Here is a 17,585-nt window from a genome sequence, read left to right on the forward strand (position 1 = left end):
GGTTCAGTGTCCGATCGTCGGTGCGAGGGTGTCTTCGGTGGACGCCGAGCGCCGGGTGAAGTACGGCGAGCGGCGGTGCCATTTCGCGACGGCGGCAACCACCAGCCCCAGCAGCAGGACGACGCCCGGCGCGGCGAGGCTGAACCAGCCGTTGTCGGCGCCGATCGCCCACTCGGTGCTCAGCGTCGCGTAGTACCCGGCGAGATAGACGCCGAGCGCGAGCAGCACGATCCCGGAGACCAGCGGCACCACGACCGCGCCGAGCGCTTCCCGGATCCCGCCGCGCAACAGCCCGCGGAACCGGACCGCGGCGGTGATCGCGGTCAGCCCGTAGTACAGCGCGACGAGCAGCCCGATCGTGTTCACCGCGGCGAGGATCGCTTCGCTCAGCGTCGGGATCGCGAACGCGAGCACGGCGACGAAGCCGGCGATCACCGCCATCACGATGGTCCCGGCCGCCGGGGTGCCGCGGCGCGAGAGCCGCGCCCAGATCGGGCCGAGCGTCCGGTCGCGGCTCATCGCCAGCGCGAGCCGCGCGGTCGGGATCACCCCGGCCTGCACCGACGCGACCGCGGAGAACATCAGCGCGAGCAGCGGCAGCGTGGCCCACGGCTCCGGCGCGAGCTTCGCCCCGAAGTACGTCAGGCCCTGCGCGCCGTTGGTAACCAACTCGTCGGTGGACAGCACCCGCTGGAATGCGATCGCGCCGAGCAGGAACAGGCCGAGCATCGTGAACAGCGCGATGTACCCGCCGCGGGCCGCGTCGCCCGGATTGCGGGTCTCCTCGGTGACGCTGAACGCGGAGTCCCAGCCCCAGAAGAAGAACACCGCGAGCACCAGGCCCTGGGCCAGCGCCGACGCGGAGTCGATCGCGAACGGGTTGAGCCAGGACAGCGAGAAGCCCTGGTCACCGACGACGAGTCCCCAGCCGCAGAACGCCGCCAGCACGACGTACTCGAAGATCAGCAGGTACTTCTGGAACCGGGCCGCGTGCGAGACCCCGAGCACGGCGGTCCAGGTGAGCAGCGCGAGCACGCCTAGGCCTAGCGCCGTGCACTGCGCGGTCGAGTTCGGGTCCAGCGCGGTGAAGCCGAGCTTCTCGGCCGACTGGATCAGTAGCGACCCGGTGATCGCGGTCGTATACGCGAGGAAGATGACGGTGCCCGCCAGCGGGATCCAGCCGGCCAGGAACCCCAGCCACGGCCCCATCGTGCGGCCGACCCAGGTGTAGCCGGTGCCGCAGTTCTGCTCGGAGCGGTTCAGCCGGGCGTAGGCGCCGGCGATGCCCAGGATCGGGAGGAACGCCAGGAACAGCAGGATCGGCACCTGCCGTCCGACGATCGAGGCCAGCACGCCGGTGCCGATCGCGATGCTGGTGGTGGCGGCGGTGCTGGACGCGGCGATGACGACACCGTCGACGACGCCGAGGGAGCGGGTCAATGCTGGCTGGTCGTCCATACGGCAGATCGAACCGACGGAGAGGCGTTAGGGTCAATACTGTTGTCATAAGGCGCCGCCGACCCGAAGGAGCCGCGATGTCCGAGCGGATGACGACGACCCGGCGACGCCACCGGCCGACCAAGAGCGGAACCGTGCTGAGCCAGGACCTGATCGTGCAGACCGCGATCCGGCTGGTCCGCGAGCACGGCGCCGAAGGGCTCAGCGTCCGGCGTCTCGGCGCGGCGCTGGGAGCCGACCCGTCGGCGATCTACCGCTACTTCCGGAACACCGACGACCTGGTGCGCGCCGTCGCCGACGACCTGATCGGCAAGTACCTCTCCGACTTCACGCCGGGCCCCGACTGGCGGCAGACGCTGCGCGAACTCGGGCTGCGGATCCACTCGGCGTCGGTGGCGCAGCCGCGCACCGCCGTCCTCACCGCGTCCCGGGTCACCGGACGACCGCACGAGATCCGGGTGGTCGAGCTGGGCCTGGGCGTGCTGCGCTCGGCCGGATTCGCCCCGGACGACGCCGCGCGGCACTACCACGCGTTCATCGACCTCACGCTGGGCTTCGCCGCGCTGGACGCCGCGGCGTTCGCGCTGCCCCGCGGCACCGAGGACGCCGACGACGCGGTCTGGACCGACGTCTACGCGCGGCTGTCGCCGGACACGCACCCGCACATCGCCTCCGCGGCGACCGCGCTGGCCGAGACGATGCGCGGGAGCGCCTACCCGGCCGCACTCGACCTGCTGCTCGACGGGCTTGCCCAGCGCCTCGGCAGCGACCGATGAAACCGGAGCTGGTGCTCGGGCTGGCGCAGCCGTGGCTGACGTCGTTCGACGTCGAGGGGAACGTCGCCGCGCACGCGGAGGCGGTGCGGTCGGCGGGCGCTCGGGTCGTTGTGTTCCCGGAGATGTCGCTGACCGGGTACGAGTTCGCCGCGCTGCCGCTGGTGACGGATGATCCGCGGCTCGCCCCGCTGGTCGACGCCTGCGCCGCGACCGGAACGCTGGCGCTGGCCGGGGCGCCGGTCGAGAGCGGCGACCGGCGGTCGATCGGCATGCTCGCGGTCGAGGGCGACGGCGTCCGGGTCGCGTACCGCAAGCAGTACCTCGGTGGGGCGGAGCCCGAGCACTACACGCCCGGGCCGGGGCCGGTCGTTCTCGACGTCGACGGGTGGCGCCTCGGACTCGCGATCTGCAAGGACACCGGGGTACCGCAGCACGCCGCGGACACCGCTGCGCTGGGCATCGACGCGCTGCTCGCCGGGGTGCTGGAGACGAGGGAGGACGCCGGGGTCCAGCCCGCCCGGGCGCGCCGGATCACCGCCGCGCACCGGATATGGGTGGCGATCGCGAGCTACGCCGGGTCGACCGGCGGCGGCTTCGATCCGGCCGCCGGTGGTTCCGCGCTGTGGGCGCCGGACGGCTCGGAGGTGGCCCGAGCCGGGACCGAGCCCGGCGAGGTACTCGTCGTCACGCTGGCGGACGGATGAGCCGGTCGCGCAGCAACACGTTCTCGAGCGTCGTCCAGATTGTGCTGGTGAGCAAGTAGAGCGCAGCAGCCAGCGGAACCGTCGCCGCGAACACGACCGACACGAACGGGATGTAGCTCAGCCAGGCCGGCTGGCCCAGCCGGCGCAGCCGGCGTGCGGTGACGGTGGCCGTCACCACGAACAACCCCAGAACAACCGCAAAGACCAGGCCGTGGACGCCGAGCAGCGCGCCGTCGCGCCAATGGTCACCGAGCGGGACGCCGCCCAGCGCGTGGCCGAGGAGCGCGTTGGGCGCGCCGTCCACCGTGGAGGCGGTGAACAGCGAGTAGAGCGTCAGGAAGAACGGCGCCTGGACCAGCAGCGGCAGCAGCGTGGGCAGCGCCCCGACGCCCTCGGCGCGGTAGAGCGCGGCGACCTCGGTCGCGGCCTGCAGCGGGTCGTCGCGATGTTTGCCGCGGAGCGTCGTCACCTGGGGCGCGAGCCGGGCGCGACGCCGCTCGACCGCGATCTGGCGGAACGTCAGCGGGATGAGCAGCAACCGGACGAGCGCGGTGGCGAGCACGATCGCGGCGGCGGTCGCGGCGCCGCCGAAGAGTGGGCTGAGCAGGGTGGACGCAGACTCGACGACGGAGTAGGCGAGCGAGACGGGCAAACCGAACGACATGAGGACCCTCCGGGGCCGGCGACGGACGAGGCGGAGGGCCGCGTGCGCGCACGTCCGTACTGGCCGGCCACGCGAGGCGCGGCGGGCAGCGGGGGAGGGGCGGCGCTACGCGGCCGGAGCCGCGGAGGGTGCGCGAGGGCGGGACAGCCGGCCGCGGGCGTCCGGGTCGCGCAGACGTGGCGCGCCCCGGTACTCGGCGCGCCGTGCGCCGGCGGCGAGGCGGGCCGGTGTCGGCACGGACAGCCGGACGCCGTACCGGCGGAACGCGAGCGCGGCGACCAGCGCCACCGCGACGAACGTGAGCGCGCCACCGCCCGCGTGGGGTTGAGCCAGCAGTATCAGGCCGGCAAGACAGGCAAGCGTCACCACCGCACGGGGCAGGTGGCCGAACGCGTTCACGCCGCCGAGTGTAGGTCCGCCCCGCACCCTCCGGCCGAACGATGCCGAGCCACCCCGGAGCCCTTAAATCGCAAACAGCTCGACGAAGCGGTCGAGCAGCGCCGGATCGCCGGTGACCGCGACCGAGCCGTCCGCGATCGCCTCCTTCGGCGTCACCTCCCGCGCCATCAGCGCACGGATCGCCGGGCCCGCCTCGATCACCAGGTCCGGCTCCGGGCTCGGCCCCTCCGCGGCGGCGAGCGCCCCGTCCTCGACCCGCAGGTGCAGGGCGATCTCGCCCATCCGTAGCTCGTAGTCGACGGTCACGCCCTCGGCGCGCTCGGCGCGGAACGTCGTCCGCATCGCCATGATCATCGACGCGGGGGTGACGATCTCCTCCTCGCGTGGCTCGCCGAGCGCGCGAGCGCCCCACCGGCTCAGCGCGATCACCACCGGTTCCAGGTCCGCGCCGTACTCGGTCAGCCGGTACACCACCGACCCGGCCGGGCGGGGGAGCACGGTCCGCTCGACGACGCCGGCGGCCTCCAGCTCCTTCAACCGCGCGGCCAGGATGTTCGTCGGGATCCGCGGCAACCCGCGGCGTAGGTCGGTGTATCGCCGGGGCCCGACCAGCAGGTCCCGGACGATCAGCAGCGCCCAGCGCTCGCCGGCGATCTCCAGCCCGCGGGCCAATCCACAGAACTGCCCGTAAGCCCGTTGCTGCGTCATGCTCTCGATCCTACCGCATACTTCGCTTGACAAAGTCTGCTTGTTTTTTGCAAGCTTGCTTCGAGCACGGCACAGCCGGGTCGAGCGCCGAACGGACGGCGCCCCGAAACTCTCGAGAGGACTGGTCGTCATGACCACGTTGAACGTCGCCGCCGACCGCACTCGCCCGATCAACCGCACGCTCTGGGTCGCGCAGGTTCTGCTCGGACTGTTCATGGCCGTGGCCTCGGGGCTGCCGAAGTTGTTCGGCGAGGCGACCGCGGTGCAGCTCTTCGACGACATCGGCGCCGGTGACTGGCTGCGGTACTTCGTGGGCGTGGTCGAGGTGGCCGGTGGCCTGGGGCTGCTCGTGGGTGCCCTGGCCGGTCCCGCGGCGATCGGTCTGGTCGCGCTGATGCTCGGCGCGGCGTTCGTCCAGGTCGTCGTCCTCGACGAGGCGGCCTACCTCGCGACGCCGCTCGTCCTCGGCGTCCTCTTCGCACTGATCGCCTGGGGCCGCTGGCCGCGCACGGTCGCGCTCGCCACGACGCTCGCCCGGCGGCGCTGAACCGCCTACCCTTCGGGCGCCCCGGCTCCGGCCGGGGCGCCCGGCGTCGTGAAGCGCGGTGATCGTCGGAATACCCGGCCCCGGCCGGTGGGTTGCCGCGAGTATGACTGCTGCCACAGGTTTGGACCTGCACGCTCTCCTCGCCGAGAGCCGCCTCGGCGTGCTCGCCACGATCAAGGCCGACGGCCGGCCCCAGCTCTCCCCGGTCACCCCGTACTACGACCGTGAGGCCGGCGTCATCTACGTGTCGATCACCGAGGGCCGCGCCAAGACCGCGAACCTCCGCCGCGACCCCCGGGCATCGCTCGAGGTGACGAGCGCGGACGGCTGGGCGTGGGCGACCGCCGAGGGCACCGTGACGCTCATCGGCCCCGGCACCGACCCGCAGGGCCCCGAGGTCGAGGCTCTCGTCGACTACTACCGTGCCGCCGCGGGCGAGCACCCGGACTGGGACGAGTACCGCTCGGTGATGGTCTCCGACCGACGCGTGCTGATGACACTGAAGGTCGAAAAGGTGTATGGCGCCAAGGTGCGATGATAAGCACCGAAAGCCTTGATAGGCTTCCCTTTTGTACGCGAAAGTGATATTCGCGACGATCGGGGGCTCCGGACCGTGGCAGCACCGTCAGTCGCGCCGAGCGACGAATTGGATGCGGTCGCCCGCGCCGCCGCTGCGGCGGTCGACGTGCCGATCGGGTTGGTCACGCTCGTCGACGGGGAGTGGATCCGATTCGTCGGGGCGCACGGTCTCACCCCGCCACTGTCCGCGTCCCGCCGCATCCTGGTGACCGAGTCGTTCTGCCAGGACGTCGTCGCGAGCGGAGCACCGGTCGTCGTCGGGGACACCGGCGACGACCCCCGGTCCCGGCCGAGCGGGGCCTCGGTTCGGGTCGCCGCCTACATGGGCGTCCCGCTGCGAGGCCCGGACGGTGGGGTGGTCGGCGTCGTCTGCGCGGTGGACGCCCGGACGCGCGACTGGTCGGCGGCCGACGTCGGCGCGTTGCAGGGCGTCGCCGCCCGAGCCGCCCGGCTTCCGGCGCTGACGACGCCCACCCCGTCAGAATTGACCGGACGGGACCCGGACGCGCCGGAGGCCGGGCCGCACAGCCTGTTCCTGCAGGCGCTGCTCGACAGCCTCGACACCGCGGTGTTCGCCTGCGACGCCGCGGGTTGCACGATGTTCGGCAACACCGCGCTGCTCCGGATGCTCGACCTCGACGGCGAATTGCCGCCCGACGCCGCGGCGATCGCCGTCGACCACCTGCGGGACGGGGAGGGGCGGCCGCTCACCAGCGAGCGGCACCCGACCGCCCGCGCGCTGGCCGGTGAGCCGGTCCGGGACGTCGACCTCCGGCTGCTCCGGCCCGGCCGTCCACCGCGGATGCTGGTCGCCAACGCCGAGCGGATCACGGTCGCCGGTGCGGTGATGGGCGTCGTCGTCGCGCTCCACGACGTCACCGAACAGCGCCGGGCGCAACGCTTCCAGGAGTGCGCGCTGGCGGTGTCCCGCGCGCTGGTTGAGGCCGATCGGGTCGCCGACGCGGCCCGTCAGGTGGTGGACGCCGTCGCCCGGTCGCTGCACTGGCCGCACGCGGAGTTGTGGCTGGTCGATCCGGTGCCGGAGGTGTTGCGCCCGGCGGCGTCCTGGACGGACGGGGACCTCGACCGGCCGGGCCTGATGTCCACGCAGCTCGGTCGCGGTGAGGGGCTGGCCGGAACGACGTGGCTCCGCGGCGAGCCGGTCTGGGTGCCCGACATCGCGACCGAGAGCCGGTTCGACGTCGAGGGAGCGGCCCGCCGCCGGCTGCGGACCGCGCTCGCGGTGCCGGTGCGCAGCGCCGAGGCCGTGGTCGGCGTCCTCGCGCTCTACGCGGACACCCTGGACGAGGACCGGGTGGCGCTCACCGCGCACCTGGTCGGCATCGCGGCTCACCTCGGGCACTACCTGGAGCGGCGGCGGGCCGAGGAGCTCGCGCTCCAGCTGGCCCGCACCAAGGACGACTTCCTCGCGCTGGTCGGGCACGAACTGCGGACGCCGCTGACGTCGATCACCACGTACGCGCAGCTGCTCACCGACGATCCGGAGTGCTGGACCACCAGCGGGCCGCAGTTGCTCGGCGTCATTCGCCGGAACACCGAGAGCCTGACCGCGATCATCAACGACCTGCTCGACCTGGCCGGGCTGGAGTCCGGGCACATCACGATCCGGCCGGTGGACACCGACCTCGCCGAGCTGACCCGGGAAGGCATCGAGGCGGTCCGGGCCGCGGCCGACGGGCGCGCGGTGACCCTCGTCGCCGACCTGCCCGACCGGTTGCGGCTGCACGGCGATCCGCAGCGGCTCCGGCAGATGCTCGACAACGTCCTGTCGAACGCGGTGAAGTACAGCAACGAGGGCGGCCGGGTCACGGTCCGGCTGGTCGAGGAGGCGGGCGTCGCGACGCTGACCGTGGCGGACACCGGAATCGGGATCCCGCCCGCCGAGCGCGACCGGCTCTTCCAGCGGTTCTTCCGTTCCTCGACGGCGCGGGAGCGCGGTGTTCCGGGGACCGGTCTCGGGCTGGTCGTGACGCGGGCGATCGTCGAGCGGCACGGTGGCCGGATCGGTGCGACCCACACCGACCCGGGTACCACGATGGTGATCCGGCTGCCGACGGCGGCCCCTGACGACGAGTGACCCCCGGGCGCCGGGGTGCGACCTCCACGGGTGAGGATGAGGGTTCGCCAGGTCGAGCAGGAGGGCCGATGGGCTTCACGCCAGTGCAGATTCCGACGCCGGACGGCGTTGCCGACGGGTTCGCGGCCTTCCCGGACGGGAACGGGACGTTCCCCGCCGTGCTCTTCTACATGGACGCGTTCGGTCCGCGCGAAGTGCTGCAGGACATGGCCAGGACGATCGCCGACGACGGCTTTTACGTCCTGCTGCCGAACGTCTTCTACCGCAGCGGGCCCGCGTCGGCGTCGGACGCCGCCGACCTCACGTCCGAGGAGGGCCGGAAGGCCGCGTTCGGCCGGGTCATGCCGCTGATCGCGGCACTGACCAGGGACGTCGCACTCCGGGACGCCACCGCCTATCTGGACTTCCTCGCCGCGCAGCCGAACGTGGCCGACGGCCCGATCGGCATCACCGGCTACTGCATGGGCGGCCGGCTCGCGGTCGTCACCGCCGCCGCGTTCCCCGACCGGGTCGCGGCGGTCGCGAGCTTCCACGCGGGCCGGCTCGTCACCGACCAGGACGACAGCCCGCATCGGCTGGCCGGCAAGGCGCAGGCGGAGTTCTACTTCGGGCACGCCGAGCACGACCCGTCGATGACGCCCGACGACGTCGCCGCGCTCGAGCAGGCGCTCGACGCCGCCGGGGTGACCTACCGCTCGGAGGTCTACCCCGGCACCGAGCACGGCTTCACGATGTCGGACACCACGGTCTACGACCCGACCGGCCTGGAGCGGCACTGGCGTAACCTGCTCGAACTCTTCGAGCGGAAACTCCAGCAGGCCTAGCCGGGCGGTGGCGCCGTCGACCCCCGTACGACCAGCGTCGGCTCCAGCAGCACGCCGTCGACGTCTCGGGTAGCCGGACCGTCCTCGTTCAACTGGCTCAACATCACCTCGAGGCTTCGCCTGCCCAGCTCGGCGAAGTCCTGCCGGACGGTGGTGAGCGGCGGCAGGAAGTAGCCGGCCTCCGGGACGTCGTCGAACCCGACCACGCTGACGTCGTCCGGGACCCGCCGCCCGGCCTCGTGCAGCGCCCGCAGGACGCCGAGCGCCACCGGGTCGTTCGCGCAGAAGATCGCGGTGACCGACGGGTCCCTGGCCAGCGCGGTGCCGAGCTCGAAGCCGGAGTCCGCGGTCCAGGCGCCGGGCTCGACCGGCGGCACGATCCGCTCGTTCGCGTACAGCGTCGTACGCCAGCCGTCGATCCGGTCACGGGCCTCCGGCCAGTCGGCCGGCCCGCCGACGTGGTGCACGGTGCGGTGCCCGAGGTCGAGGAGGTGCTGCGTCGCGAGCGCCGCGCCCGCCCGGTTGTCGATCCGGACGCTCGGCACGCCGCTCTCACCCGCACCACCGACGCCGACGCACCCGAGCCCGTCCGGTACCTGCGCGAGCGCGTGCGCCGCGGACTCCTTCGGCGCGATCGCCACGATGCCCTCCACTGCCTGCGCGCAGAGCCGGTCGACGGCTTCCAGCACCGCGGTCCGGTCCAGCGATCGCACGGTGACGACGCTGACGAAGTACCCGGCGGCGCGGGCGGCGTCCTCGATGCCGTACAGCATCGACGCCGGGCCGTAGAGCGTGCTCTCGAACCCGATCAGCCCGAGGATGCCGGAGCGCCGGGTGGCCAGCGTGCGGGCCGCGAGGTTCCGCCGGTAGTTGAGGGCCCGCATCGCCTCCAGCACCCGCGCTCTGGTCTCCTCGCGCACGCTCGGGTGCTCGTTGAGGACGCGGGACACGGTCTGGTGGGAAACCCCGGCTAGGCGGGCGACGTCGCGCATGATCGTCGTGCGCGGTCGCTCGGAAGGTCTCTCGGGTGCGGACAAGGGACCTCCCAGTCGTTCCCTGTGATCGCTCACATCGTACCGATGCGTGCCCGGTGGTCCGGGGTGCGGTGATCGTGACGCGGACTTCTCCGCTGGGCGCTACCGGCGGGAAGCCAGACGGCAACAGACCGGTAACGCCCCTCCGAAGAACTCTTGACGCGCCGAATGAGAACGGTAACACTCTCGGAACACAGGCGCGTGACCCGTGCCACACCGGCTTTCGCCGCCGGTCTCCGGTCCACCGGAGTCGGCATCGGCGGAATCCGACTGCTGCACCACCAGTAACACCCGGCCGCGGATGTGAGCGGTCACTCGTTGATGTTAGCGGTCACATCGCGGGGCGGTTCCGGTCACATCACCGGACCGGCCGCGCTGCCCGCGCGGGGCGATGCTCGTTCGACTCGGGAGGACGTAGTGATCAGAAAAGTGTCCGCAGCGATTGCCTGCGGATTACTGGTAGCCGCTGGGCTGGCCGGTTGCGGCGGGGACAGCGGGAACGACGACGGCAAGATCACGATGGGCTTCGCCCAGGTCGGCGCGGAGAGCGGCTGGCGTACGGCGAACACCAAGGACATTCAGGAGGCGGCGAAGGCCGCAGGCATCGAGCTGAAGTTCTCGGACGCCCAGCAGAAGCAAGAGAACCAGATCAAGGCGATCCGCAGCTACATCGCCCAGAAGGTCGACATCATTGCGTTCTCGCCGGTGGTCGAGTCCGGCTGGGATCAGGTGCTCAAGGAGGCGAAGGACGCCGAGATCCCGGTCATCCTCACCGACCGCGCGGTCGACTCGCAGGACACCTCGCTCTACGAGACGTTCATCGGTTCGGACTTCGTGCTCGAGGGCAAGAAGGCCGGCGAGTGGCTGGTGGCCGACGCGAAGGCCGCGCCGGGCCCGGTCAACGTCATCCAGCTCGAGGGCAACACCGGCTCCGCGCCGGCCAACGACCGCAAGGCGGGCTTCGCCGAGGCGATCAAGGCCGACCCGAAGATCAAGATCGTCGCGTCCCAGGACGCGGAGTTCACCCGGGCCAAGGGCAAGGAGGTCATGGAGGCGCTGTTCAAGGCGCACCCCGAGGCCAACGTGCTCTACGCGCACAACGACGACATGGGCCTGGGCGCGATCGAGGCGATCGAGGCGGCGGGCAAGAAGCCCGGCGTCGACATCAAGATCATCACGGTCGACGCGGTGAAGGACGGGATGACCGCTCTCGCCGACGGCAAGATCAACTTCATCGTCGAGTGCAGCCCGCTGCTCGGTAACCAGCTGATGGACCTCGCCAAGCAGGTTCTCGACGGTAAGGAGGTCCCGAAGCGGGTCCTCACCGAGGAGACCACGTTCACCCAGGAGCAGGCCAAGGCGGCTCTGCCCGACCGCAAGTACTGATCTGATCACCACCCCGGGTAGGTCGCGCCGCGGCCTACCCGGGGCGCATCGACGAACGGAGTACTCATGGGGGAGCGGGCACCCATCCTCGAGATGTTGGGCGTCGGCAAGGTGTTCCCCGGCGTCGTGGCGCTCGCCGACGTGGACTTCCGTCTTTTCCCCGGCGAGGTCCACGCGCTGATGGGTGAGAACGGCGCGGGCAAGTCGACGCTGATCAAGGTGCTCACGGGCGTCTACGACATCGACGCCGGTTCGATCCGGCTGAGTGACGAAGACGTCCGGTTCACCGGCCCGCTGCAGGCCCAGCGCGCCGGGATCAGCACCGTCTACCAGGAAGTGAACCTCTGCCCGAACCTGTCGGTGGCGGAGAACGTCTTCATCGGGCGCGAGCCGCGCACGCTCGGGATGATCGGCTGGCGCCAGATGCGCCGCCGCTCGGCCGAGCTGCTCCGCGGCCTCGACCTCGACCTCGACGTCACCGCGCTGCTCGGCAGCTACTCGATCGCGATCCAGCAGATGGTCGCGATCGCGCGGGCGGTCGACATCTCCGCCAAGGTGCTGATCCTCGACGAGCCGACGTCCAGCCTGGACGCCTCCGAGGTCGACCAGCTGTTCCGCGTCATGCGGCGGCTCAAGAGCGAGGGCCTGGCGATCGTCTTCGTCTCGCACTTCCTCGACCAGGTCTACGAGATCGCCGACCGGATGACCGTGCTGCGCAACGGCCGCCGGGTGGGCGAGTACACGGTCGCCGACCTGCCGCAGTCGCAGTTGGTCAGCGCGATGATCGGCAAGGATCTCGCCGTGCTGGAGGAGTTGGAGGAGCAGGAGAAGCCCTCCGTCGCCGCGCTCGAGCAGGGCAAGCCGGTGATCGCCGCCACCGATGTGGCGCGCACCGGCGCGATCGAGCCGTTCTCGCTGACGATCCACCAGGGTGAGGTCGTCGGGCTGGCCGGCCTGCTCGGCTCCGGCCGGACCGAGCTGGCCCGCCTGTTGTTCGGCGCCGACAAAGCCGACCAGGGTTCGTTCACGGTCGCCGGGGAACCGGTGACGATGCGCGGCCCCCGGACCGCGATGGACCACGGGGTCGCGTTCTGCTCCGAGAACCGCCGCACCGAGGGCGTCGTCGGCGAGCTGACCGTGCGGGAGAACATCATCCTGGCGCTGCAGGCCGCGCGCGGCTGGTCCCGCCCGATTCCCCGCAGCCGCCAGGACGAGCTGGTCGAGAAGTACATCGCGGCGCTCGACATCCGACCCGCGAACCCGGACAGCCAGGTCCGCAACCTCTCCGGCGGTAACCAGCAGAAGGTGCTGCTCGCCCGCTGGCTGATCACCGAACCGAAGCTGCTGATCGTCGACGAGCCCACCCGCGGCATCGACGTCGGGGCCAAAGCCGAGATCCAGAAGCTGCTCGCGCAGCTGTCCGGTGACGGCATGGCGGTGCTGTTCATCAGCGCCGAACTCGAGGAGGTGCTCCGGCTGTCGCACAAGATCGCGGTCCTGCGCGACCGGCGGCTGGTCGAGCAGCTCGACAACACCGACGAGGTGGACGTCGACCGGATCCTCGCGACGATCGCGAGCGGCACGACGACGGGAGCAGGCGAATGAACCGCTTCTCGACCCTGACGCGGCACCGTCTGTTCTGGCCGGCGGCGGCGCTGGTGCTGCTGCTCTGCTCCAACCTGTTCTTCAGCGCGGACTTCTTCGCGATCCGGCTGCAGGACGGGCACCTCTACGGCTCGCTGATCGACATCCTTCGCGGCAGCACGCCGCTCGTTCTGGTCGCGCTCGGCATGACGCTGGTCATCGCGACCGCCGGGATCGACCTGTCGGTCGGCTCGGTGATCGCGATCGTCGGCGCGGTGGCCTGCCTGCGAATCAGCAACCTGCCCGACCAGAACAGCGTCGGCGGTGTGCTCGCGGCGGTCGGCGTCGCGCTCGGCGTCGCACTGGTGCTCGGCCTCTGGAACGGCATCCTGGTCGCGGTGGTCGGGATCCAGCCGATCATCGCGACGCTGATCCTGCTGGTCGGTGGTCGCGGGATCGCCCAGCTGATCACCGACGGCCAGATCATCAACGTCCGGTCCGACCCGTACCGCACCATCGGCGCGGGGTACTGGCTCACGATCCCGGTCGCGGTGATCATCGCGGCGGTCGTGGTCGCGGCCACCGTCCTGTTCACCCGCCGCACCGCGCTCGGCCTGCTCATCGAATCGGTCGGCAGCAGCCCGACCGCGAGCCGGCTGGCCGGCATCCAGGCGCGGCGGCTCACGCTCATCGTCTACGTGTTCGCCGCGTTCTGCGCCGGGGTGGCCGGGCTGATCATCAGCTCGAACATCTCCAGCGCCGACGGCAACAACGCGGGCAACCTGATCGAGCTGGACGCGATCCTCGCGGTCGTGATCGGCGGCACGGCGCTGACCGGTGGACGCTTCTCGATCGCCGGGAGCGTGCTCGGCGCCGTCCTGATCCAGGCGTTGAACGTCACGATCTACACGACCGGCATCCCCAACAACGTCACACTTCTGTTCAAGGCGGTCGTGGTGGTAGTCCTCTGCCTGGCGCAGTCGCCGGCGTTCCGCGCGAAGGTGTTCAGGGGACGCCGACGCAAGTCCGTGGAGGTGGCGGCATGACCAGCGTGACCACGGAACCCCGGATCGACCGTCCCAAGGTCGCCCGCGCCCGCCGGTACGGTGTCAACTCCCGGTACGTACCGGTGCTGGCGACGCTCGTGCTGCTCTGTCTCATGTACGGCATCGGCGTCGCGAACTACGAGGGCTTCTCCGACACCCAGATCGTCCTGAACATCTTCATCGACAACGCGCACCTGCTCACGGTCGCGATCGGGATGACGTTCGTGATCCTGTCCGGCGGGATCGACCTGTCGGTCGGTGCGGTGCTCGCGCTCGGGACGGTGATCGCGGCCGCGCTGCTGCGGGCCGGGTGGTCACCGCTGCTGGTGATCGTCGTCGTGCTGGCGGTCGGGGCGCTGATCGGCCTCGCGCAGGGCGCGATCATCCACTTCTTCGACATCCAGCCGTTCATCGCGACGCTGGCCGGCATGTTCACCGCGCGCGGGCTGGCGCACCTGATCAGCACGAAGTCGATCCCGATCACCGACGAGTTCTGGAAGACGACCGCGACCGACCGGATCCACTTCGGCGGATTCCGGCTCTCGCCCAGCGCGATGCTGGCGATCGGCATCGCGATCGTCGCGGCGCTGGCGCTCGCCTACACCCGGTTCGGCCGCAACACGTACGCGGTCGGCGGCAACCAGCAGTCGGCGGCGCTGATGGGGCTGCCGGTCGGGCGGACCCGGATCGGCGTCTACACGCTGTCCGGCCTCTGCGCCGCGCTCGGCGGCATCCTCTACAGCTTCGAGACGCCGACCGGCTACAGCCTGACCGCCCAAGGCATGGAGCTGGACGCGATCGCCGCGGTGGTCATCGGCGGCACGCTGCTCAGCGGCGGGTCGGGTTTCCTCGTCGGCACCGTGCTGGGCGTGCTGGTGCTCGGGCTGATCCAGACGATCATCACGTTCCAGGGCACGCTCAGTTCCTGGTGGACGAAGATCGTCATCGGTGGCCTGCTCTTCGCGTTCATCCTGCTCCAGCGGATCGTCACCCGCCGAGAGCCCTAGTTTCCCTTCCCGCGACCCGGCTCCGGCCGGGCGCCGCTAGATGTGAACGTTCACAACGAAAGGTGGCCGACATGAGCGAGGTCTGGTTCCTCACCGGCAGCCAGGGCCTGTACGGGCCGGAGACCCTGGACCAGGTCGCCGACCAGTCCCGGCGGATCGCCGACCAGCTCGGCGCGGGCGACGCCCCGGTGACGATCGTCTGGAAGCCGGTGCTCACCGACGCCGCCGCGATCCTGAAGATCTGCCAGGAGGCCAACGCGGCACCGCAGGTTGTCGGCCTGGTCGCGTGGATGCACACGTTCTCCCCGGCCAAGATGTGGATCGCCGGTCTGGACGCGCTCCGCAAGCCGCTGCTGCACCTGCACACGCAGGCGAACGTCGCCCTGCCGTGGGCGGAGATCGACATGGACTTCATGAACCTGAACCAGGCCGCCCACGGCGACCGCGAGTTCGGTTTCATCCAGTCCCGTCTCGGCGTGCCCCGCAAGACCGTCGCGGGCCACGTCAGCGACCCCCGCGTCGGCCGCCGGGTGGCGGCGTGGGCGCGGGCGGCGCTCGGCTTCGCCGAGATGCGGACGCTACGCCTGGCGCGGTTCGGCGACAACATGCGCGACGTCGCCGTCACCGAGGGCGACAAGGTCGAGGCGCAGTTACGCTTCGGCGTCTCGGTGAACACCTACGGCGTCAACGACCTGGTCGAGGCCGTCGACGCCACCGGCGACGCCGAGGTCGACAAGCTGGTCGCCGAGTACGAGGAGCGCTACGAGGTCGTGCCGGAGCTGCGGGCCGGCGGCGAGCGGCACGAATCGCTCCGTTACGGCGCTCGGATCGAGCTGGGGCTGCGGTCCTTCCTGGAGGCGGGCGGCTTCTCCGCGTTCACGACGAACTTCGAGGACCTGGGCGGGCTCAAGCAGCTCCCAGGGCTCGCCGTGCAGCGCCTGATGGCCGACGGGTACGGCTTCGGCGGCGAAGGCGACTGGAAGACCTCGGTCCTGCTGCGGACGCTGAAGGCGATGTCGCCCGGCGGGACGTCGTTCATGGAGGACTACACCTACGACCTGACGCCCGGCCAGGAGCGCATCCTCGGCGCGCACATGCTCGAGGTGTGCCCGAGCATCGCCGCAGGCACCCCGCGGGTGGAGATCCACCCGCTGGGCATCGGCGGCCGGGAGGACCCGGTGCGGATGGTCTTCGACGCGGCGCCCGGCCCGGCCGTCGTCGTCGGGATGGCCGACCTGGGGGAGCGGTTCCGGCTGGTCGCGAACGAGATCGAGGTCGTCGCGCCGGACCAGCCGCTGCCCAAGCTGCCGGTGGCCAGGGCGGTCTGGAAGCCGGCCCCGGATCTGGCGACCTCGGCCGAGTCCTGGCTGACCGCGGGCGGGCCGCACCACACGGTGCTGTCGTCGGCGGTCGGCGTCGAGGAGCTGACCGACCTGGCCGAGATGGTGTCGACCGAGCTCGTGGTGATCGACGCCGAGACCACCGCCCGGAAGCTCGCGAACGAGCTGCGGTGGAACCAGGCCTACTACCGGCTCGCGCGCGGCTTCTGAGCATCCGTTATTGACCCTAGCTATCCTTTCCTCATATTTTGCCCGGTCCACCCGATGGGCCGAGCAGAGGTCGCGTACCCGGGTTGCCTCCCGGGTGCGCGCGGGGTGCACCAGGGTTGAGAAGGGGTTCCGCGCCGTGGCCACACGTAACGTCCTCGTGCGCTGGCTCGCCGACCGCTCGGTCAAGGTCAAACTCATCCTGGCGATGGGCGTGCTCGCGATCGTCGCGGCGACGATCGGCATCGTCGGACTGCAGTCGCTCAGCACGACGAACAAGGACTCCCAGCATCTCTACAACGAGAACGTCCTGTCGCTGGTCGCCATCGGGCGGGTCAAGAACGAGTCGACGACGGCCAGGATGCTGGTCAACGGACACGCGTCCGCCCAGGACACGGCGACGATGAACGCCTGGGAGACCCAGATCGAGCAGAGCGACGCCGACATGCTCACCTGGCAGGGGGACTACGAGGAGGCCGGGCCCGAGGACGCCGCCGTCTGGGCCGAGTTCAAGACCGCGTGGACGGAGTGGCAGGAGTACCGGGACGCCACGCTGCTGCCGCTGAGCCGGGCGAACAACAGTACGGGTTTCAATGCCGCGCTGCGTGGAACCGGGGAGCAGCTCAGCAAGGCCGCCACCGACAGGCTGGACGAGATCGAGAACTACGACCTGGAGCTGGCGAAGGCCACCGCTGAGGAGGCCGGGCACGCGTACCGGAGCGCCCGCGTCGTGATGCTCACGGTCCTGGTGGTCGGGCTGCTGGTGGCCGGGGCCCTCGGTGTGGTCATCGCCCAGCTGATCGTGGGGCCGCTCCGCCGGGTGTCCGCCACGCTCGAGGCGATGGCGGCGGGCGACCTGACGCAGTCGGCCGATGTGCACTCCAAGGACGAGGTCGGGCAGATGGCCGCCTCGCTCGGACGGGCGCAGGACGGCGTCCGGCAGGCGATCGGCACGCTCGCCCAGAGCGCGGACACGCTCGCCGGCAGCGCGGACGAACTGTCGAACGTCAGCCAGGACATCGCCACCAGCGCCGAGGACGCGTCCACCCAGGCCGGCGTCGTCTCGGAGGCGTCCGACGAGGTCTCGCGCAACGTGCAGACGGTGGCGGCCGGTAGTGAGGAGATGGGTGCGGCGATTCGGGAGATTTCGCAGTCGGCGAATGATGCGGCGGGGGTGGCGTCGCAGGCGGTGACGGCGGCGTCGGCGACGAATGCGACGGTGGC

At 71.1% G+C, this 17,585-nt stretch carries 17 protein-coding genes; 12 read left to right on the forward strand and 5 right to left on the reverse strand.

Annotated features, from left to right (window positions below; translation table 11 throughout):
• Positions 1 to 3 precede the first annotated feature (3 nt).
• A complete protein-coding gene (locus BUB75_RS39415; protein ID WP_073265089.1) occupies positions 4 to 1,458 on the reverse strand; it encodes an APC family permease in 1,455 nt (484 codons plus the stop codon).
• Between the two features lie 77 nt (positions 1,459 to 1,535).
• On the opposite strand from BUB75_RS39415, the gene BUB75_RS39420 reads away from it, so the two are divergent.
• Complete coding sequence (locus BUB75_RS39420) at positions 1,536 to 2,234, forward strand: TetR/AcrR family transcriptional regulator (RefSeq protein ID WP_073265091.1); 699 nt, start codon at positions 1,536 to 1,538, stop codon at positions 2,232 to 2,234.
• The gene (locus tag BUB75_RS39425) at positions 2,231 to 2,938 is read left to right on the forward strand and encodes a carbon-nitrogen hydrolase family protein (RefSeq protein WP_073265093.1); all 708 of its coding nucleotides are present in this window, start codon (positions 2,231 to 2,233) and stop codon (positions 2,936 to 2,938) included. Before BUB75_RS39420 ends, BUB75_RS39425 begins: the two co-directional genes overlap by 4 nt.
• Here BUB75_RS39425 and yidC read toward each other — a convergent pair.
• The 3 genes from yidC to BUB75_RS39440 all read right to left on the reverse strand — a co-directional run bounded on the left by yidC (position 2,919) and on the right by BUB75_RS39440 (position 4,709).
• Positions 2,919 to 3,602, reverse strand: a complete 684-nt coding sequence (yidC, locus tag BUB75_RS39430; protein WP_073265095.1) for a membrane protein insertase YidC — start codon at positions 3,600 to 3,602, stop codon at positions 2,919 to 2,921. The genes BUB75_RS39425 and yidC overlap by 20 nt on opposite strands.
• Positions 3,603 to 3,707: 105 nt before the next feature.
• A complete protein-coding gene (locus BUB75_RS39435) occupies positions 3,708 to 4,001 on the reverse strand; it encodes a hypothetical protein (protein WP_143175704.1) in 294 nt (97 codons plus the stop codon).
• Between the two features lie 63 nt (positions 4,002 to 4,064).
• A complete protein-coding gene (locus tag BUB75_RS39440) occupies positions 4,065 to 4,709 on the reverse strand; it encodes a winged helix-turn-helix transcriptional regulator (RefSeq protein ID WP_073265097.1) in 645 nt (214 codons plus the stop codon).
• Positions 4,710 to 4,839: 130 nt separating this feature from the next.
• On the opposite strand from BUB75_RS39440, the gene BUB75_RS39445 reads away from it, so the two are divergent.
• From BUB75_RS39445 to BUB75_RS39465, 4 genes are all read left to right on the forward strand, one after another.
• Positions 4,840 to 5,256: a DoxX family protein gene (locus tag BUB75_RS39445; RefSeq protein WP_073265099.1), complete on the forward strand. Its 417-nt coding sequence runs from the start codon at positions 4,840 to 4,842 to the stop codon at positions 5,254 to 5,256.
• Positions 5,257 to 5,359: 103 nt separating this feature from the next.
• A complete protein-coding gene (locus BUB75_RS39450; protein WP_073265101.1) occupies positions 5,360 to 5,794 on the forward strand; it encodes a PPOX class F420-dependent oxidoreductase in 435 nt (144 codons plus the stop codon).
• Positions 5,795 to 5,869: 75 nt separating this feature from the next.
• Positions 5,870 to 7,933, forward strand: coding sequence for a sensor histidine kinase (locus tag BUB75_RS39460; protein WP_178380095.1), 2,064 nt, complete (start codon positions 5,870 to 5,872; stop codon positions 7,931 to 7,933).
• Positions 7,934 to 8,001: 68 nt separating this feature from the next.
• Positions 8,002 to 8,757, forward strand: coding sequence for a dienelactone hydrolase family protein (locus BUB75_RS39465; protein ID WP_073265103.1), 756 nt, complete (start codon positions 8,002 to 8,004; stop codon positions 8,755 to 8,757).
• Here BUB75_RS39465 and BUB75_RS39470 read toward each other — a convergent pair.
• On the reverse strand, positions 8,754 to 9,749 hold the full coding sequence (locus BUB75_RS39470; RefSeq protein ID WP_073265105.1) for a substrate-binding domain-containing protein: 996 nt from the start codon (positions 9,747 to 9,749) through the stop codon (positions 8,754 to 8,756). The genes BUB75_RS39465 and BUB75_RS39470 overlap by 4 nt on opposite strands.
• Before the next feature lie 462 nt (positions 9,750 to 10,211).
• On the opposite strand from BUB75_RS39470, the gene BUB75_RS39475 reads away from it, so the two are divergent.
• The 6 genes from BUB75_RS39475 to BUB75_RS39500 form a co-directional block, all read left to right on the forward strand.
• Positions 10,212 to 11,177: an ABC transporter substrate-binding protein gene (locus tag BUB75_RS39475; RefSeq protein WP_425430920.1), complete on the forward strand. Its 966-nt coding sequence runs from the start codon at positions 10,212 to 10,214 to the stop codon at positions 11,175 to 11,177.
• Positions 11,178 to 11,243: 66 nt separating this feature from the next.
• The gene (locus BUB75_RS39480) at positions 11,244 to 12,782 is read left to right on the forward strand and encodes a sugar ABC transporter ATP-binding protein (RefSeq protein WP_073265109.1); all 1,539 of its coding nucleotides are present in this window, start codon (positions 11,244 to 11,246) and stop codon (positions 12,780 to 12,782) included.
• Positions 12,779 to 13,807 carry an ABC transporter permease gene (locus BUB75_RS39485; protein WP_073265111.1) on the forward strand — a complete coding sequence of 343 codons (1,029 nt, stop codon included), beginning with the start codon at positions 12,779 to 12,781 and terminating at the stop codon, positions 13,805 to 13,807. The genes BUB75_RS39480 and BUB75_RS39485 overlap by 4 nt, the downstream gene beginning before the upstream one ends.
• Positions 13,804 to 14,814, forward strand: a complete 1,011-nt coding sequence (gene yjfF / locus BUB75_RS39490) for a galactofuranose ABC transporter, permease protein YjfF (protein ID WP_073265113.1) — start codon at positions 13,804 to 13,806, stop codon at positions 14,812 to 14,814. Before BUB75_RS39485 ends, yjfF begins: the two co-directional genes overlap by 4 nt.
• Before the next feature lie 71 nt (positions 14,815 to 14,885).
• Positions 14,886 to 16,364, forward strand: a complete 1,479-nt coding sequence (araA, locus tag BUB75_RS39495; protein WP_073265115.1) for an L-arabinose isomerase — start codon at positions 14,886 to 14,888, stop codon at positions 16,362 to 16,364.
• Positions 16,365 to 16,500: 136 nt separating this feature from the next.
• The coding region (locus BUB75_RS39500) for a methyl-accepting chemotaxis protein (RefSeq protein WP_143175705.1) at positions 16,501 to 17,585 on the forward strand (1,085 nt) is incomplete at its 3' end.

Origin of the sequence: Cryptosporangium aurantiacum (assembly GCF_900143005.1) — a bacterium.
GTDB classification, from domain to species: domain Bacteria; phylum Actinomycetota; class Actinomycetes; order Mycobacteriales; family Cryptosporangiaceae; genus Cryptosporangium; species Cryptosporangium aurantiacum.

What these genes read in the sequence shown, in the direction of transcription:
- BUB75_RS39415 (WP_073265089.1), bottom strand. Translation starts at nt 1,458, where the DNA reads ATGGACGACCAGCCAGCATTGACCCGCTCCCTCGGCGTCGTCGACGGT.
- BUB75_RS39420 (WP_073265091.1), top strand. Translation starts at nt 1,536, where the DNA reads ATGTCCGAGCGGATGACGACGACCCGGCGACGCCACCGGCCGACCAAG.
- BUB75_RS39425 (WP_073265093.1), top strand. Translation starts at nt 2,231, where the DNA reads ATGAAACCGGAGCTGGTGCTCGGGCTGGCGCAGCCGTGGCTGACGTCG.
- yidC (WP_073265095.1), bottom strand. Translation starts at nt 3,602, where the DNA reads ATGTCGTTCGGTTTGCCCGTCTCGCTCGCCTACTCCGTCGTCGAGTCT.
- BUB75_RS39440 (WP_073265097.1), bottom strand. Translation starts at nt 4,709, where the DNA reads ATGACGCAGCAACGGGCTTACGGGCAGTTCTGTGGATTGGCCCGCGGG.
- BUB75_RS39445 (WP_073265099.1), top strand. Translation starts at nt 4,840, where the DNA reads ATGACCACGTTGAACGTCGCCGCCGACCGCACTCGCCCGATCAACCGC.
- BUB75_RS39450 (WP_073265101.1), top strand. Translation starts at nt 5,360, where the DNA reads ATGACTGCTGCCACAGGTTTGGACCTGCACGCTCTCCTCGCCGAGAGC.
- BUB75_RS39465 (WP_073265103.1), top strand. Translation starts at nt 8,002, where the DNA reads ATGGGCTTCACGCCAGTGCAGATTCCGACGCCGGACGGCGTTGCCGAC.
- BUB75_RS39470 (WP_073265105.1), bottom strand. Translation starts at nt 9,749, where the DNA reads ATGCGCGACGTCGCCCGCCTAGCCGGGGTTTCCCACCAGACCGTGTCC.
- BUB75_RS39480 (WP_073265109.1), top strand. Translation starts at nt 11,244, where the DNA reads ATGGGGGAGCGGGCACCCATCCTCGAGATGTTGGGCGTCGGCAAGGTG.
- BUB75_RS39485 (WP_073265111.1), top strand. Translation starts at nt 12,779, where the DNA reads ATGAACCGCTTCTCGACCCTGACGCGGCACCGTCTGTTCTGGCCGGCG.
- yjfF (WP_073265113.1), top strand. Translation starts at nt 13,804, where the DNA reads ATGACCAGCGTGACCACGGAACCCCGGATCGACCGTCCCAAGGTCGCC.
- araA (WP_073265115.1), top strand. Translation starts at nt 14,886, where the DNA reads ATGAGCGAGGTCTGGTTCCTCACCGGCAGCCAGGGCCTGTACGGGCCG.